The 14245-nt window shown below is 65.5% G+C and carries 16 protein-coding genes and 1 tRNA gene; 5 read left to right on the forward strand and 12 right to left on the reverse strand.

Annotated elements, in window-relative coordinates; all coding sequences use genetic code 11:
- From BA899_RS01815 to BA899_RS01830, 4 genes are all read right to left on the reverse strand, one after another.
- Window positions 1-760: SDR family NAD(P)-dependent oxidoreductase (locus BA899_RS01815; RefSeq protein ID WP_159299556.1), on the reverse strand; the 760-nt coding region annotated here is incomplete at its 3' end.
- Window positions 753-1967 carry a Xaa-Pro peptidase family protein gene (locus tag BA899_RS01820; RefSeq protein WP_159299557.1) on the reverse strand — a complete coding sequence of 405 codons (1215 nt, stop codon included), beginning with the start codon at window positions 1965-1967 and terminating at the stop codon, window positions 753-755. The genes BA899_RS01820 and BA899_RS01815, both read right to left, overlap by 8 nt.
- A 529-nt stretch (window positions 1968-2496) precedes the next feature.
- Window positions 2497-2739: a type II toxin-antitoxin system Phd/YefM family antitoxin gene (locus BA899_RS01825; protein WP_159299558.1), complete on the reverse strand. Its 243-nt coding sequence runs from the start codon at window positions 2737-2739 to the stop codon at window positions 2497-2499.
- Window positions 2740-2836: 97 nt separating this feature from the next.
- The gene (locus BA899_RS01830) at window positions 2837-3490 is read right to left on the reverse strand and encodes a DUF1614 domain-containing protein (protein WP_144347178.1); all 654 of its coding nucleotides are present in this window, start codon (window positions 3488-3490) and stop codon (window positions 2837-2839) included.
- A gap of 100 nt (window positions 3491-3590) precedes the next feature.
- Here BA899_RS01830 and BA899_RS01835 point away from each other — a divergent pair, with 100 nt between their 5' ends.
- On the forward strand, window positions 3591-3935 hold the full coding sequence (locus tag BA899_RS01835) for an FmdB family zinc ribbon protein (RefSeq protein WP_159299559.1): 345 nt from the start codon (window positions 3591-3593) through the stop codon (window positions 3933-3935).
- A 99-nt stretch (window positions 3936-4034) separates the two neighbouring features.
- Window positions 4035-5813 carry an aspartate--tRNA ligase gene (gene aspS / locus BA899_RS01840; protein ID WP_159299560.1) on the forward strand — a complete coding sequence of 593 codons (1779 nt, stop codon included), beginning with the start codon at window positions 4035-4037 and terminating at the stop codon, window positions 5811-5813.
- Here aspS and BA899_RS01845 read toward each other — a convergent pair.
- Entirely contained in the window at window positions 5810-6355 is a 546-nt protein-coding gene (locus BA899_RS01845) for a DUF192 domain-containing protein (protein WP_159299561.1), read from the reverse strand. The genes aspS and BA899_RS01845 overlap by 4 nt on opposite strands.
- A 148-nt stretch (window positions 6356-6503) precedes the next feature.
- Here BA899_RS01845 and BA899_RS01850 point away from each other — a divergent pair, with 148 nt between their 5' ends.
- Window positions 6504-6821 (forward strand): multidrug efflux SMR transporter, encoded by a 318-nt coding sequence (locus BA899_RS01850; RefSeq protein ID WP_110882502.1) that lies wholly within the window; start codon window positions 6504-6506, stop codon window positions 6819-6821.
- A 122-nt stretch (window positions 6822-6943) separates the two neighbouring features.
- A complete protein-coding gene (locus BA899_RS01855; RefSeq protein ID WP_144347864.1) occupies window positions 6944-7420 on the forward strand; it encodes a Dps family protein in 477 nt (158 codons plus the stop codon).
- 231 nt (window positions 7421-7651) lie between these two features.
- Here BA899_RS01855 and BA899_RS01860 read toward each other — a convergent pair whose 3' ends face one another.
- A complete protein-coding gene (locus tag BA899_RS01860) occupies window positions 7652-8362 on the reverse strand; it encodes a CcdB family protein (RefSeq protein WP_159299562.1) in 711 nt (236 codons plus the stop codon).
- Window positions 8363-8655: 293 nt separating this feature from the next.
- Here BA899_RS01860 and BA899_RS01865 point away from each other — a divergent pair, with 293 nt between their 5' ends.
- Window positions 8656-9936 (forward strand): O-acetylhomoserine aminocarboxypropyltransferase/cysteine synthase family protein, encoded by a 1281-nt coding sequence (locus BA899_RS01865; protein WP_159299563.1) that lies wholly within the window; start codon window positions 8656-8658, stop codon window positions 9934-9936.
- Between the two features lie 40 nt (window positions 9937-9976).
- Here the strand turns inward: BA899_RS01865 and BA899_RS01870 are convergent.
- The 6 genes from BA899_RS01870 to tolR all read right to left on the reverse strand — a co-directional run bounded on the left by BA899_RS01870 (window position 9977) and on the right by tolR (window position 14243).
- A tRNA-Lys gene (locus BA899_RS01870) sits at window positions 9977-10052 on the reverse strand.
- Between the two features lie 58 nt (window positions 10053-10110).
- Complete coding sequence (ybgF, locus tag BA899_RS01875) at window positions 10111-10929, reverse strand: tol-pal system protein YbgF (RefSeq protein WP_159299564.1); 819 nt, start codon at window positions 10927-10929, stop codon at window positions 10111-10113.
- 25 nt (window positions 10930-10954) lie between these two features.
- Window positions 10955-11509: a peptidoglycan-associated lipoprotein Pal gene (gene pal / locus BA899_RS01880; RefSeq protein ID WP_148121665.1), complete on the reverse strand. Its 555-nt coding sequence runs from the start codon at window positions 11507-11509 to the stop codon at window positions 10955-10957.
- A 36-nt stretch (window positions 11510-11545) separates the two neighbouring features.
- On the reverse strand, window positions 11546-12853 hold the full coding sequence (gene tolB, locus BA899_RS01885; RefSeq protein WP_148121666.1) for a Tol-Pal system beta propeller repeat protein TolB: 1308 nt from the start codon (window positions 12851-12853) through the stop codon (window positions 11546-11548).
- 73 nt (window positions 12854-12926) lie between these two features.
- Window positions 12927-13814 carry a cell envelope integrity protein TolA gene (gene tolA / locus BA899_RS01890; RefSeq protein WP_159299565.1) on the reverse strand — a complete coding sequence of 296 codons (888 nt, stop codon included), beginning with the start codon at window positions 13812-13814 and terminating at the stop codon, window positions 12927-12929.
- A gap of 12 nt (window positions 13815-13826) precedes the next feature.
- Entirely contained in the window at window positions 13827-14243 is a 417-nt protein-coding gene (gene tolR, locus BA899_RS01895) for a protein TolR (protein WP_148121668.1), read from the reverse strand.
- Window positions 14244-14245: the final 2 nt, after the last annotated feature.

The following is a 14245-nucleotide window of genomic DNA, read 5'->3' on the forward strand; positions in this document are numbered from 1 at the left end:
GGGGCTTGGGGTGGACGGACTCGACCGCCAGGCGCAGCTTGCGCGCCACCGCCTCGGCCCCCAGCGTGAATGGCGGATCACCGGCGCCTTCGAGGCGTTTGATCACGGCCTGATAGCTTTGCTGGTGGACGCTTGCACTGGGATCGATCCAGCGCTCGAACTTTTCCCTTCCGGTGGCCCGGAAGTGGCTCGTGACCGGCCCGGTCTGGATCAGTACCGCCTCGATGCCGCTGCCGCCCAGTTCCTGACGCAGGGTGTCGGTCAGGCCTTCGAGGGCGTACTTCGAGGCGTTGTAGGCGCCCCGCCACGGCAGGCCGATAAAGCCGAGCACTGAGCTGTGCTGGACGATGCGGCCATGGCCTTGAGCCCGCATCGCCGGCAGCACCGTGCGAATCACCGCCTGAGCGCCGAGGACATTGGTTTCGAACTGCGCGCGCAGGGCTTCGCGGGGCAGATCCTCGACCGCCCCCGGCTGGCCGAACCCGGCGTTGTTGAAAACGGCATCAATGCGGCCGTTAGTGCGACCGAGCAGGGTATCCACCGCGCGCTGAATGCTCGCGTCATCATCCACATCCAGGCGCAGCGCATCGTCCAGGCCATCATGCTGCAGGGCCTCGACGTCCTGCGGCTGGCGTGCCGTGGCAAAGACACGCCAGCCGTGGCGTTGCATGGCGAACGCGCAGTGCCGGCCGATGCCGGTGGAGCAACCGGTGATCAGGATGACTGGCTTTGTCTCTGCGCGTTGCGGGGTCTCAGACATGGTCCGTTCCGGTCAGTCGTAGGTCGTTGTGGGTCAGCGGCTCGCCGCCGGCTTCGGTCACCCGCACCGTGTTGCTCATCCCGATGCCCCATTGGCCGGGGATACGCAGCATCAACGGCAGATGAAAGACCATGTTGGTCTGGAACTCGCGCTCGACGCCGCGGGCTATGAACCCGGAGCCCTCCACCCATGAAGGCGGGAACTGGAGCCCGACGGTGTAACCGAACACACCCGAGAAGAACGCCCGGTCGGCAAGTGGGGCGAGGGCCGCCTCGGCTGCGGCCGCCGCGTTATCCATCGACACACCCGGGCGCATGTGCTCGATCAGGGTTGTGTGGATATCCCGGATGCCATCCGCCACCCGACGCATGTCATCGGTTACGGACCCCGCGACGCGTGTGCGCATCATTGGTGCGGTATAGCGCTGATACGCCGACCCGAACTCGATGAACACCGGGTCACCGCCCGCCACCGTGTGACGCTGGTGGTTGCAGTGGATGACGCTTGATCGCCAGCCGGCCGTGACGATCGGCTGCAGGCTCATGAACTCGCTGCCGGCGTTGATCATGGCCGCCGATCCAGCGGCGGCGAGCTGCTGGTCCGTCACGCCCGGGGCGATCAGCTGCTCGGCAGCGGCGATGCCGGCCTCGGTGATCCGGGCGCTTTCCCGCAGCAGGGCGATTTCGGCGTCGCTTTTGACGATCTTGACGGCATCGACCAGTCCCGAGGCATCGATGAGGGGCCGATCCGGGAGTGCGTCCGCGAGTCCGTCCCTGAAACCGGTGCGCAGTGCGGGTCCCCAGTTGTCCGTGCCGATGGGCCCGGAAAGCCCCAGGTCGGCGATGATGCCGGCCATCTGCTCCGCAGCGCCGTTCGCGTCTTCCCAGCGATAGCCAAAGACCGCGTCCACCCGGGCGGTGGTCACGGCCGGGCCGGTCTCGATGGAGGGTACCTGCAGCACCGCTTGTCCGGGTGGGTTGCCCCCGGTCGTGAGCAGTAGTGCGGTATGCACCGAGACCTCGAAAGTGTTGTAGCCGGTGAGATAGCCGATATCCGCCGCGTCGGTGACCAGCAACCCGTCCAGGCCGGCCGCCGCCATTCTCTGCGTGACGGCCCGGCGGCGCCGATCGTACTCGGCGTCATCGAATGGCCGAGTCAGTGAACCGACGCGCTCGGCAAGCACTTCGCGATAGCGATTGAAATCCATGGATGGCTCCCTCTGGCTGGCTGATTACACAATGTGGGACTTCCCGCGATGTTCGTCCAGAACGAGGCGGTCATCCCTGTTCCCGATCCCTTGCACACTCGTCACCCACATCGTTTATACACATCCCCGATACACATCCCCGATACACACTGATCGATACACATTGTGGGTGTGCAAGCCCTCCGGAAGAGGCATCCGCTTCTCGGGATCTTTGGCCTGTACTGGATACCGGATGTGTACGGCCATGCGCTCCAGCGCCTAAATGGCGATCAGTCGGATTAACGATGAGTAAGGCGGCAGTCGGCGGTCGGTGGTGAGCAAGTAAGCAGGCAATCTGAGCGTTTGGGCAACCAGCAAGCGGTCGAATGGATCGCGATTTCCCAGAGGCTCGCGACACTGCAGATCACCCGATTGTCAGGGTTGCTGAGATCGGCCTGCGTGGCTTGAGGCAGTCGCTCGGGTTCTAGCAGTGCGTGCAGGAGGATGTTGGTGTCGAGTGGAAAGCTGCGACTCTCCATGTCATCGCGCGTTATTCACTGCCGTAAAACATTGCTTCGATGGCTGACCGATTCTGATCGTCAAAATCAGCCGGCACCTGAAATTTACCCTTGCCGAGTCCAAGGCGTCGCGGTTCGGTGGTGCGAGTTTCCAGTGCGACGAGCCTCGCAACGGGCCTGCCTCCGCGAGCGACCACGATCTCTTTGCCTGCAGACGCCTCTTCGACATACCGAGAGAGGTGCGTTTTTGCCTCGTGAATATTGATCGAGTCCATCGTAGCGATACCTGAATGATGAGAGGACGTCGACATCAAGTAGGTCCACGTTAGTCCACTTAGGCCAATTCGTAACCATATTGTCTTTACACATCATCTACGCCAGCAACACCGCCACCAGCCCGGTGATGAACACACCGTCAAACGTCCCCGCCCCGCCAATCGAGGCCAGGGGTGAGCCGAGGCCGCGCACGTCGCGCAGGCGCAGGGCGTCGGCGCCCAGCAGCACGCCCAGGGTGCCGCCGATATAGGCCAGCGGGGCGCTGCTCTCAGGCGCCAGCGTGACGGCCGTCACCGCCGCGCTGATCGGCGCGATGAAGATCGGCATCCCGATCCCGACCCCACTGACGGGCCGGCTGAACGCGTAGCAGATGCCGGTCTGGATGGCGACTGCCGCCAGCACGATCCCCGGTGACAGCGGGTTGTGGTTGAGCAGATAGACCGTGAACGCCACGGGGATAATGCCGCCGCCGACATTGACTGCGATAAGCACTTTGTCTGGGTTGAGCCGACGGGCCATGGCGGTCATCCAGCGCAGCCGCTCGGCCCAGCGCGGATCGGGCTCGCGGGTGGCATCGACCGTGAATAGCGGCAGGTTGATGCTGCTGCCGAGCAGCGAGGTGATCAGCAGCAGCATGGCGGAGCCCTGCGACAGTCCCAGCTTGTCAAAGGCGACGGTCACGACGCCGATCTGGATGAACACGAACAGCGTGGCGGCGAGAAAGATGGCAGCGATGATCTGAAGCGGCACTGACGGACTCCTGATGATCCAAAACCGGCTATCATGGCTTGCATTGGGGCAGTCGCGCCCCGACTCAATAACCATTGCACAGGTGACAGGGACCCACAGCATGCCGATCTATGAATACGTTTGCGATGACTGCCGCCACGAGCTCGAGGCACTGCAGGGCATGAACGATGCCGTGCTCACTGAATGCCCCGAGTGTGGCCATGCCGCGCTGCGGCGCAAGATTTCCGCCGCCGCCTTCCGGCTGAAGGGCAGTGGCTGGTATGAGACCGATTTTAAAAAGGATAACCGCCGCAATCTGGCCGGGGATCAGGCCGTGAGCGCCAAGTCCGAGGGGAAATCGGCCGAAGGAGGACGCAAGGATGGCGGCAAGTCGGCCGCTGCGGGCAAAGACAACGGCGCGGGCAAGGGCTCAGGTAAAGCCTCTGGGGGCAGCGCCAAAGAGTAGTTTCGCACCCTGCAACCCGGTTGGGACGGCTTGCCTGCCCCTCCCCCACCGCTTAACATTCGCCGGTTTAAATGATCCATTAATGGCGGTTTGATCCCTATGCGCACCCACTACTGCGGCGATGTCACCGAGGCCCTGCTCGATCAGGATGTAGAAATCTGCGGCTGGGTGCACCGGCGGCGGGACCACGGGGGTGTCATCTTCATTGATCTGCGCGACCGCGAGGGTCGCCTGCAGGTGGTGTTCGACCCGGACCGCGAGGAGGCCTTCGCCACCGCTGACCGCGCCCGGCCGGAGTGGGTGCTGCGAATCAGTGGCCGGGTGCGTCGCCGGCCGGAGGGGACCGCCAACGAGAACCTCGGCTCGGGCCAGGTCGAGGTGCTCGCCCATGACATAGAAGTGCTGAACACGGCCAAGACGCCGCCGTTCCAGGTCGACGAGGACGACGTTGGCGAGGACGTGCGCCTGCGTCATCGCTACATGGATCTGCGCCGCCCGGCGATGCAGCAGCACCTGATCACCCGCGCCCGGGTGACCAGCTTCATGCACCGCTTCCTCGATGGCTACGGCTTTCTCGATATCGAAACGCCCATGCTCACCCGCGCGACGCCTGAGGGCGCCCGGGACTTTCTGGTGCCAAGCCGCCTGCATGCGGGCAGTTTCTACGCGCTGCCGCAGTCGCCGCAGCTGTTCAAGCAGCTTCTGATGATGTCGGGCCTCGATCGCTACTACCAGATCGTGCGCTGCTTTCGGGACGAGGACCTGCGGGCCGACCGCCAGCCCGAGTTCACCCAGCTTGATGTCGAGGCCTCGTTCATGGACGAGGGCGAGATCACTGAGCTGATGGAGCGCATGGTCCGCGAGCTCATGCACGATGTGGCGGGCGTCGATCTCCCTGCGACCTTCCCGCGGATGACCTACGCCGAGGCCATCGAGCGCTACGGCATTGACCGGCCCGACCTGCGCATCCCCATGGAGCTGGTCACGGTCAGTGATCTGCTGACCGGGGTGGATTTCAAAGTGTTCGCCGGGCCGGCCGCAGACCCGCGGGGGCGTGTTGCCGCCCTGCGCGTGCCGGGCGGGGCATCGCTCACCCGCAGGCAGATCGACGAGTACACCGAGTTCGTGGGGCGCTATGGCGCCAAAGGCCTCGCGTACATCAAGGTCAATGACCCGGCGGAAGGCGTCGACGGGCTGCAGAGCCCCATCCTCAAGTTCTTGCCCAAATCCGTGGTCACCGACCTGCTCGCGCGCACCGGCGCCAATGCTGGCGATCTGATCTTTTTTGGGGCGGATCGGGCCAAGGTGGTCAACGAGTCGCTGGCCGCGCTACGGGTGCGGTTGGGCCACGATCTGGGGCTGCTCGAGGGCGAATGGCGGCCGCTGTGGGTGGTCGACTTTCCGATGTTCGAGTACGACGAGGATGATGGGCGCTACTACGCGCTGCATCACCCCTTCACCGCGCCGCGCACGGATTCGGTGGAGGCGTTTCAGGCCGCCGATCCCGAGGCGCTCATCTCCCGGGCCTATGATCTGGTGCTCAACGGCACCGAGCTGGGCGGCGGGTCGATCCGTATCCATCGCCCCGAAATGCAGTGGGCGGTGTTCGAGCGCTTGGGCATCGAGGCGGATGAGGCGCGCGAGAAGTTCGGCTTCCTGCTCGAGGCGCTCGAGTACGGCGCGCCGCCGCATGGGGGGATCGCCTTCGGGCTTGACCGGTTGGTCATGCTGATTGCCGGGGCGGGCTCGATCCGCGACGTCATGGCCTTTCCCAAGACGCAGACCGGCACCTGCCTGCTCACCGATGCGCCGGCGGGGGTGGATACCCAGGCGCTGGATGACCTGCACATCCGCGTGCGCCGGCCGCAGAAGGGCTAGTCGGTCAGCGTCAGCCGAGTGCCGGGTCGGATGCCGTGGCGCTCGGCGGCGCCGGCCGCGAGCTCAAGGGCGGCGGCAATCGGTGCATCGATCCCATAGCCGGTGCCACCGGGGGTCATCCGCTCGACGTCAATCACGACGCCGTCGGCGTTGATATAGGCAATGTCGAGGGCGCCCCGGACGTTCTGCATGTGCCAGCCCACCCGGCGCGGTGGCGCGAAGGCGAACCAGATCGGCTGATCGGCGATCACTGCGGCGGGTAGATGCTGCATGCCCTGGGCGCGCTCGTCGGGCTCATCGGCAATGCGTACGGCGAGGCGGCGGGGCGATGAACCGGTCTTTTCAGCGTCATCGGCTGCCGATGGGGTGATCACGACCTCGCCCGTGGTCATGGACTGCCAGGCGGGGGGCAGGGCAGTGGGATCTGGCGCGGTGCCCGCATCGGCGGATTCGGCCGTCCCGCCGAACAGCCAGGCATCACCCAGCAGGATCGCGCCGGCCAGTGCCAGCCCCGCAATAATCCGTGCAATCCATCGTTTCATGGGTAGCAGGCTAACCGATTCCCGGCGCCGGCGTCGCGGGGTGAAGATCGGTAACGTCGGTGTGGCTGCGGCTGGGACCGGGGTTGTGGGTGGCCGGGGGCGATGGATCGGCGTAGCGTCGGCGGCTGGTTGGTTGCAAGGAGGGGTCATGCCCGCATGGCTGTTACTGGTGGGCGCGGTCACCATGGAGGTGATCGGCACCACGGCGCTCAAGTTATCCGACGGTTTTTCACGCCTTTGGCCGAGCCTCATTGTGGTGGCGGGCTATGGGCTTGCGTTCATTGCGCTGGGGCTGGTGCTCAAGCGCATGGAGGTGAGTGTGGCCTATGCGGTGTGGGCCGGGCTTGGCACTGCGCTGGTGGCCCTGGTGGGGGTTTTCTTTTTTGGTGAGGCGATGAGCTGGGTCAAGGCCGGCAGCCTGCTGCTGATCATTCTGGGGCTGGTGGGGTTGAATCTGGCCGGTTGAGGTGGGATATCTCAGGGACAGGGCATCGATGGTTTGGGTTTAAGCTTGGGCTTGGGCCGCCGTGGTGTTAAATTGGAATGGTTTCAAACAGCACGTCAGGATGACGGAATAAGGAGGTCAACATGGCCACACCGGCAATCAATATCGGGATCGAGGAAAGCGCCCGCGTCGAGATCGCGGAGGGGGTCAGTCGTGTGCTGGCCGACAGCTATTCGCTGTACCTGAAAACCCATAATTTCCACTGGAACGTGACCGGGCCGATGTTCAACTCCCTGCATAACATGTTCGAGGAGCAGTACACCGAGCTCGCCACGGCGGTGGATGACATTGCTGAGCGCATCCGCGCACTGGGGGCCCGCGCGCCGGGTAGCTACAGTGAGTATGCAAAGCTGACTTCCATCCCCGAGGAGAGCAGCACGCCGGATGCCCAGGAGATGATCCGTCAGTTGGTCACGGGTCATGAGATCGTCGCCCGCACGGCGCGCGAGGTGTTTGCCACGGCGGATGAGGCGCATGACGAGCCGACCGCCGATCTGCTGACCGAGCGCATGCAGCTTCACGAGAAAACGGCGTGGATGCTGCGCAGCATGCTGGAGTGATCGTGCGGTCTGGATAGCGGATACGGCGTCGATCGCCGTCGCGGCCGGGGGTGGATGCGTCTGCCCCCGGCCGTTTTTTCTGTGGAAGGCGCGTTGTGATCCCCTTTCTTGCCGAGTGAACACGCGCGCAACACACCGGCTACCCACACGCCTCACCCACACGCCTCATCCACACGCCTGGCCCATATCGCGAGGATGTGGGTGCGGCATACACACGCGGCAGCGGCGCGCCTAAATGCCGCCGAACACAAAGTCGATGGCGCGCATGATCTGCTGCGTCTCGCCGGTGAGGGATCCCGCCGGTTTGCCGAGCGCGTTATCCGATACTGTCATGAGCCGATCGACCACTACGACGAAACGGCCGCCGGGCGAGCACTCCAGCGCAACGATCGGGTGGGCTTCCTGCAGCGGGCGTTCGAAATGGGCCGTGGGCACGAGCGGCGCGACAATCGCCCGACCGAGGGGCTGGAGCAGGGCGTTCTGCAGGCTGACGAGAAACGGCGCCCGCGAGTCGATGCGGAACTTGTCGGCGCGGTATACCGGGTAGGTCGTCGAGGCGAGCTGGCCGCTCAGCCGTCGATCCACCGATTCCTTGAGAATCGGCACACGATCAATCATCGCCCGGACCCACTCGTCGGTCAGAAAGTCGTCATGACCGTTATGACCATCTGCGCCATCGGTGCCGTTAGCGTCGTCGATATCGTCGGTATTGATGAAGGGTATTGGCCTGGTCGGCCGATTGTTCCGGGCGCTCGGGGGGTCAACGCGATTCTCAATCAGGGCGCGACGATTGCGCTTGAGCCAGGTACGGCAGCGGAGTGCATGCAGTGATTCACGCAGATGGTCCTCAAAGAATCCTGAGAGGTTCATCTCCAGCGCCCGGGCCTCGTCGAGGAGATCGGGATCGATGCTGACATTGATGCGCCTTTTCTGAAGCGGCATGCGGGGTGTTCGAGTACCGAGAACCATGTCTTCGTCTGCCTGGTTAGTGTGTATGGGGAGTGTGTATGGAGCGTGTGTATTCAGCGTGTGCGCGGGCCGCGGAAGACAGTTAACAACGTGCTCCTTCGATATCACCGCCCGCGACGCCAGACGGTGCCCACCACCCGATAGCCGGCCTTTTATTCCATCCCAGTCTTTCCTTATCACCACATATTCCAGACGTCTGCGCTCAAACGCGTTAGAGTTTCAGGAGATAATGCGCTCCGATCACAGACCAACAGCGAGATCCCTCCATGAAACTCGAGACCCAGGCCATCCACAGCGGCTATTCCCCGGACCCGACGACCAAGGCGGTGGCGGTGCCGATCTACCAGACCACCTCGTACGCCTTTGACGACACGCAGCATGGGGCGGACCTGTTCGACCTGAAGGTCGAGGGCAACATCTACAGCCGCATCATGAACCCCACCAACGGTGCGCTTGAGCAGCGCGTGGCCGAGATGGAGGGGGGCATCGCCGGGCTGGCTGTGGCCTCGGGGATGGCGGCCATTACCTATGCCATTCAGTGCATCACCCGTGTCGGCGATAACATCGTCACCACCAGTCAGCTCTACGGCGGCACCTACAATCTGTTCGCCCACGCCCTGCCCAACATGGGCATTGAGGTGCGGTTTGCGAGCGGCGACGATCCGGCCGCCATCGAGGCGCTGATCGATGACAACACCAAGGCGGTGTATGCCGAGACCGTCGGCAACCCCAACGGCAACGTGGTGGATATCGAAGCCTTCGCCACCATCGCCCATCGCCATGGTGTGCCGCTGATTGTCGATAACACGGTGCCGACCCCGGTGCTCTGGCGGCCCATCGAGCAGGGCGCCGACATCGTCATCCACTCGCTGACCAAGGCGATGGGCGGGCACGGCACCACCGTGGGCGGCGTGATCGTCGACTCGGGCAACTTCCCCTGGGCGGACTACGCCAAGAAATTCCCCATGCTCACCGAGCCTGATCCGTCCTACCACGGCGTGGTCTACACCGAGGCGCTGGGCGCGGCGGCGTATATCGGGCGCTGCCGGGTCGCACCGCTTCGCAACATGGGCGCGGCGCTCTCACCGATGAACGCGTTTTTGCTGATGCAGGGCATTGAGACCGTGCCCCTGCGCATGGCCCGTCACGGCGAAAACGCCATTGCGCTCGCTGAGCATCTGAAAGCGCATCCGGGCGTGACCTGGGTGAAGTACGCCGGCCTGCCTGACAGTCCCTACTATCCGCTGGTGCAGAAATACATGGGCGGCAATAACGCCGGTGGCATCCTCAGTTTTGGGATCAAGGGCGGCGAAGAAGCGGGCGCGAAGTTCATCGACGCGCTTCAGCTCATCGTGCGTCTGGTGAACATCGGCGACGCCAAGTCGCTGGCCTGCCATCCGGCCACCACCACGCACCGCCAGTTGAACGACGAGGAGCTGGCGAGCGCCGGGGTCAGCCGCGACATGGTGCGGATCTCGGTAGGCATCGAGCACATCGACGACATCCTCGCCGACGTCGATCAGGCGCTAGCGGCGGCGGGACACTAGGCCGCAGCACTCGTGTCGGGTGCTTGATCGAGTTCAGGAGTGGTGGGTCGTGCAGGATTCGAACCTGCGACCAGCGGATTAAAAGTCCGATGCTCTACCAACTGAGCTAACGACCCGACGCGTGCGTATGATACGGCGCCCGTTGCCACCGGGCAATACACGCCGTCACTGAGTTCAGCGGGCGTCGAGCCGCTGCTGGGCGAGGCTGGCGGCGGTGCTGTCCGGGAACGCTTCGATCACCTCGCGCAATGCCGCTCGTCCCTGCTCGTCACGGCCCTGCTCGAGGTGCACATAGCCGATCTTGAGCAGTGCATCAGGGTGCTTGCGACTGCCGGCATGGTTGTCGACGACCTGCTCGAATGATTCCAGGGCGGTGTCAAAGTCGCGCACGACGTAATGCGACTCACCCAGCCAGTAGCGGGCGTTGGCGGCGAGGTCGGCCTCGGGGTAGTCCTGAAGAAAGCCCTGAAACGCCGCGGCGGCGGCATCATAGCGGCCTGCCCGTAATTCGCTGAACGCGGCGTCATAGGCCTCACGGGCCGCGGCGTCAGCGCTGTCGGTTTCGGCGTCGCCGCCGTCACTCGCCCCGGTATCGGCCGGTGCTTCGCCCCCTGAGTCGGCGCTGGCATCAGCCGAGGCGGGCTCACCTGCCGCAGGTCCGTCAGCGGCTGCTTCCTCGTCGCCGGACGATTCCAGTGCCTGCAGCCGGCCATCCAGGTCCAGATACAGCTCCCGCTGCTGACTGCGGATGTCGTCGATCTGGCGCTGCAGCCGTTCGATCTCGCCGCGCAGCGTGGTGACCTCGCGCTGCAGCTGCTCGCTCTGGTTCATCATCCGCATCATGGCCTGGCCCGAGACGCGGTCTTCGAGCCGATCAACCCGGCGCTCGAGGGTCTGCGCCCCGCTGCCGGGGGAGTGGACGATCAGCGCGGTGCCCATCGAAAGGGCCACGGCGATGGCCAGGATCGGGCGGCGGCCTTGGGTGCCGGTCATGAGGCGTACCTCCTGCGGGATCGGATCAGCGCTCGTAGACAAGGGCGGCGCGGCGGTTCTCGGCCCAGGCGGATTCATTGCTGCCGCTCACCGCCGGGCTTTCCTCGCCATAGCTCACCACATCGACCTGAGCGTCGTCGGCACCGGCGATCAGCAGGGCCTGCTTGACCGACTCGGCACGCCGTTCGCCCAGCGCGAGGTTGTATTCACGGGCGCCGCGCTCGTCGGTGTGGCCTTCCACCAGCAGTTGACGGTCGCTGTTGCGGGCCAGGTACTCGCCGTGCGCCTCGATCAGGGTCATGGCCTCGTCACTCAGCGTGGCGCTGTCGTACTCGAAGTAGACCACCCGGTCGGCCAGGGCGCTGTCCGGGTCGTCGAGGGGCTCGCCTGAGACACTGCCGCTGGCGGTGGCGCCGCTTGCGGCGGCCGCGCTTTCTTCGGCGTCGATCTCGGCCTCGGTGGCGGCGGCCTGATCGATCTCGGCCATTTCGGCATCATCGATGGAATCGTCGGTGGTGGCACAGCCGGCCAGTACGGCGGTCAGGGCCAGCAGGGTCAGCCATTGTCGGAGTGAGCGCATGAGAGGATCTCCATTCAGTCAGAAAAGGGCAGGGGTTCAGTCTGCGGACGGCAGCGGACCCCAGTCGGGTTCACGCACGGTGTTGTCAAACTCGGTCAGTCCACCCTGGACCCGGCCGAACACCGACACCGTGGCCAGTTCGGTCGCGTCGCCGGTATCGCGGGTATAGGCGATCATGCTGCTGCTGGCCGAAAAGCTCGGCGACTCGTCGAGCGGACCATCGGTGAGCACCCGCATGATGTCGTCTTCGAGATCGAGCACGGCAATCTGAAAGCCTTCGTCGCGCTGATGGGCGAAGGTGAGGAAGCGGCCGTTGGGCGAGACGCTGGGGCTGGCATTGTAGTTGCCATCGAAGGTGACCCGCTCGGCATCGCCGCCGCTCACCGGCTGGCGGTATATCTGCGGGCTGCCGCCGCGGTTGGAGGTGAAATAGAGGGTCTCGCCATCCGGCGACCAGGCCGGCTCGGTGTCGATGCCGAAGTGCCGGGTGATGGGGCGCGGGTCAGCGTCGCCATCGGGGTCGAGGATGAACACATCGGGATTGCCGTCGCGGGACAGCGTCACCGCCAGGCGCTCGCCGTCCGGTGACCAGGCCGGGGCGCTGTTGATGCCGTCAAACGACGGCAGGGCGGTGCGCTCGCCGGTGGCGACGTTCTGCACGTAGATCTGCGACTGCCGCCCCGACTCCAGCGAGACATAGGCGATGCGCTCGCCGTCCGGCGACCAGTCGGGCGAGAGGATGGGTTCGCTCGAGGTGAGGATGGTCTGCGGTCGGTGGCCGTCGGCCTCGGCCACCATCAGCCGGTGCGAGCGCTCATCCCCCGTGCCCGTCTCCTCGACATAGGCGATGCGGGTATTGAACCCACCCGGCCGGCCGATCAGCGTCTCGAACACCTGGTCGCTGATGGTGTGGGCGAGGTTGCGCAGCCCCGCCGATGTCACGCGAAAGCGCTGACCGGCGATGCGCTCGCCGGCGTAGACATCCAGCAGTTCATAGCGCACGCGATAGGCGTCGCCGTCGAGCGGAGTGATGCGGCCGATGAGTACGGTATCGGCACCCAGTGCGCGCCAGTTCTGAAAGCGCACCTGCTCGAGCCGACTCGGTTGACTGAGGTGGTTGTCCGGGTCGAGCGGCGCGAACAGCCCGCTGCGGAACAGGTTGTCGCGGATGATCCCGGCCAGGTCGACATCGGGGCCATCGCCCTCGGCCGCGTCCTGCATCTGGAAGGGCACGACGGCAATGGGCAGCGCGGCCGCCTCGCCGCCGCTGATCTCGATGCGGACCTGCGCGGCGGCGGGTAGGGCGAGCATTGCCAGTAGGAGGGCGGCGATCAGTGATTTCATTGGGCGATATTCTGCCTGTCCATGGGGGCCTGTGTCGATCCTATCCTAATGGATGGAGGATGTGCGGCGTATTTCAGGCATCGGGGGCAAAGACCATTTCGATGCCCTCGCGGTAGGGCTGGGCCAGATCGGGGTCATCGGGCATGGGCAGCGGGTCGGCGCGCCGCACGGCGGTCACCGCCGAGCGGTCGAAGGCGGCGTTGCCGCTGGAGCGCGCGACTTCCACCGACAGGACGATGCCACCCGGGCCGAGGCGCACCGCGACCAGGGCGCTCAGCCCGTCGGGGATACCGGCGGGGCGGGTCCATGTGCCCTCGACGCGCTGGCGAATGGCGGCGTCGTAGGTGCCACGGGCCTCACGCAGGGCCTCGGCATCGGCCTGGCGCCGGGCTTCGGCTTCGCGCTCGGCCTGGCGTTGGGCTTCGGCTTCGCGCTCGGCGCGGCGCTGCGCTTCGGCCTCTGCCTCGCGACGGGCCTGCTCGGCGGCCTCACGCTGGCGCTCAGCCTCAGCCTCAGCTTCAGCCTCCGCTTCGCGACGGGCCTGCTCGGCGGCCTCGCGCTGGCGCTCAGCCTCAGCTTCAGCTTCGGCCTCCGCCTCGCGGAGGGCCTGCTCGGCCGCTTCGCGCTGGCGTTCGGCCTCGGCCTCCGCCTCGTGGCGGGCCTGCTCGGCGGCTTCGGCGGCCTCGCGCTCGGCCGCCAGGCGTTCCGCCTCGCGCTCGCGCTCGGCTTCCAGCTCGGCCAGTTCCTCTTCGCGGCGGCGCTGCTCGGCGGCCTCTTCTGCCTCCAGTGCCTCGATGGCCTGCTGGACCTCCGCCTCTTCCACGGCCACCGCCTGCACGCTCTGCTCAGTGCCGGGGTTGGCCTGATCGGTGATCCCGGTCATCTGAAAGCTCACCGCAAACAGGCCGAACAGCGCGGCGTGCGCCAGCACCGACAGGCCGATGTCCCCAACCCTGCCCATGCGCCCGCGGGCCTAGCCGTTGTTGGCCGGGGTATCCCCCGACGGTTGTGTCATCAGCCCCACCTGCGGCACCCCGGCACGCTGCAGGGCGGTCATGACATCGATCACGCGGGCATAGGCCACATCGCCGTCGCCGCGCACGAATACCGGCGTGTCGGGACGGGCGCGCATGACGGCGGTCACGTTCAGCACCACATCCTCGGCACTGACCGGCTGGTCGTCATCCTGCTCGCCTACGCTCAGGTAGTAGCGCCCCTGCTGGTCCACCTCGACGATCACCGGCTCCTGCTCCTGCGGAGGCATCGGTTCGGCGCTGGACTGGGGCAGGTCGATTTCCACGCCCTGGTAGAGCAGCGGCGCGGTCACCATGAAGATCACCAGCAGGACCAGCATGACGTCGATGTACGGGACGACATTGATCTCGGCCATGG

Source organism: Spiribacter sp. SSL99 (genome assembly GCF_009805925.1).
In the GTDB taxonomy this organism is placed as follows: domain Bacteria; phylum Pseudomonadota; class Gammaproteobacteria; order Nitrococcales; family Nitrococcaceae; genus Spiribacter; species Spiribacter roseus.

What these genes read in the sequence shown, in the direction of transcription:
- ybgF (WP_159299564.1), bottom strand. Translation starts at nt 10,929, where the DNA reads ATGACCGGCACCCAAGGCCGCCGCCCGATCCTGGCCATCGCCGTGGCC.
- BA899_RS01860 (WP_159299562.1), bottom strand. Translation starts at nt 8,362, where the DNA reads ATGCCGCTTCAGAAAAGGCGCATCAATGTCAGCATCGATCCCGATCTC.
- aspS (WP_159299560.1), top strand. Translation starts at nt 4,035, where the DNA reads ATGCGCACCCACTACTGCGGCGATGTCACCGAGGCCCTGCTCGATCAG.
- tolA (WP_159299565.1), bottom strand. Translation starts at nt 13,814, where the DNA reads ATGGGCAGGGTTGGGGACATCGGCCTGTCGGTGCTGGCGCACGCCGCG.
- tolB (WP_148121666.1), bottom strand. Translation starts at nt 12,853, where the DNA reads ATGAAATCACTGATCGCCGCCCTCCTACTGGCAATGCTCGCCCTACCC.
- BA899_RS01820 (WP_159299557.1), bottom strand. Translation starts at nt 1,967, where the DNA reads ATGGATTTCAATCGCTATCGCGAAGTGCTTGCCGAGCGCGTCGGTTCA.
- BA899_RS01850 (WP_110882502.1), top strand. Translation starts at nt 6,504, where the DNA reads ATGCCCGCATGGCTGTTACTGGTGGGCGCGGTCACCATGGAGGTGATC.
- BA899_RS01855 (WP_144347864.1), top strand. Translation starts at nt 6,944, where the DNA reads ATGGCCACACCGGCAATCAATATCGGGATCGAGGAAAGCGCCCGCGTC.
- BA899_RS01835 (WP_159299559.1), top strand. Translation starts at nt 3,591, where the DNA reads ATGCCGATCTATGAATACGTTTGCGATGACTGCCGCCACGAGCTCGAG.
- BA899_RS01825 (WP_159299558.1), bottom strand. Translation starts at nt 2,739, where the DNA reads ATGGACTCGATCAATATTCACGAGGCAAAAACGCACCTCTCTCGGTAT.
- BA899_RS01865 (WP_159299563.1), top strand. Translation starts at nt 8,656, where the DNA reads ATGAAACTCGAGACCCAGGCCATCCACAGCGGCTATTCCCCGGACCCG.
- tolR (WP_148121668.1), bottom strand. Translation starts at nt 14,243, where the DNA reads ATGGCCGAGATCAATGTCGTCCCGTACATCGACGTCATGCTGGTCCTG.
- BA899_RS01845 (WP_159299561.1), bottom strand. Translation starts at nt 6,355, where the DNA reads ATGAAACGATGGATTGCACGGATTATTGCGGGGCTGGCACTGGCCGGC.
- pal (WP_148121665.1), bottom strand. Translation starts at nt 11,509, where the DNA reads ATGCGCTCACTCCGACAATGGCTGACCCTGCTGGCCCTGACCGCCGTA.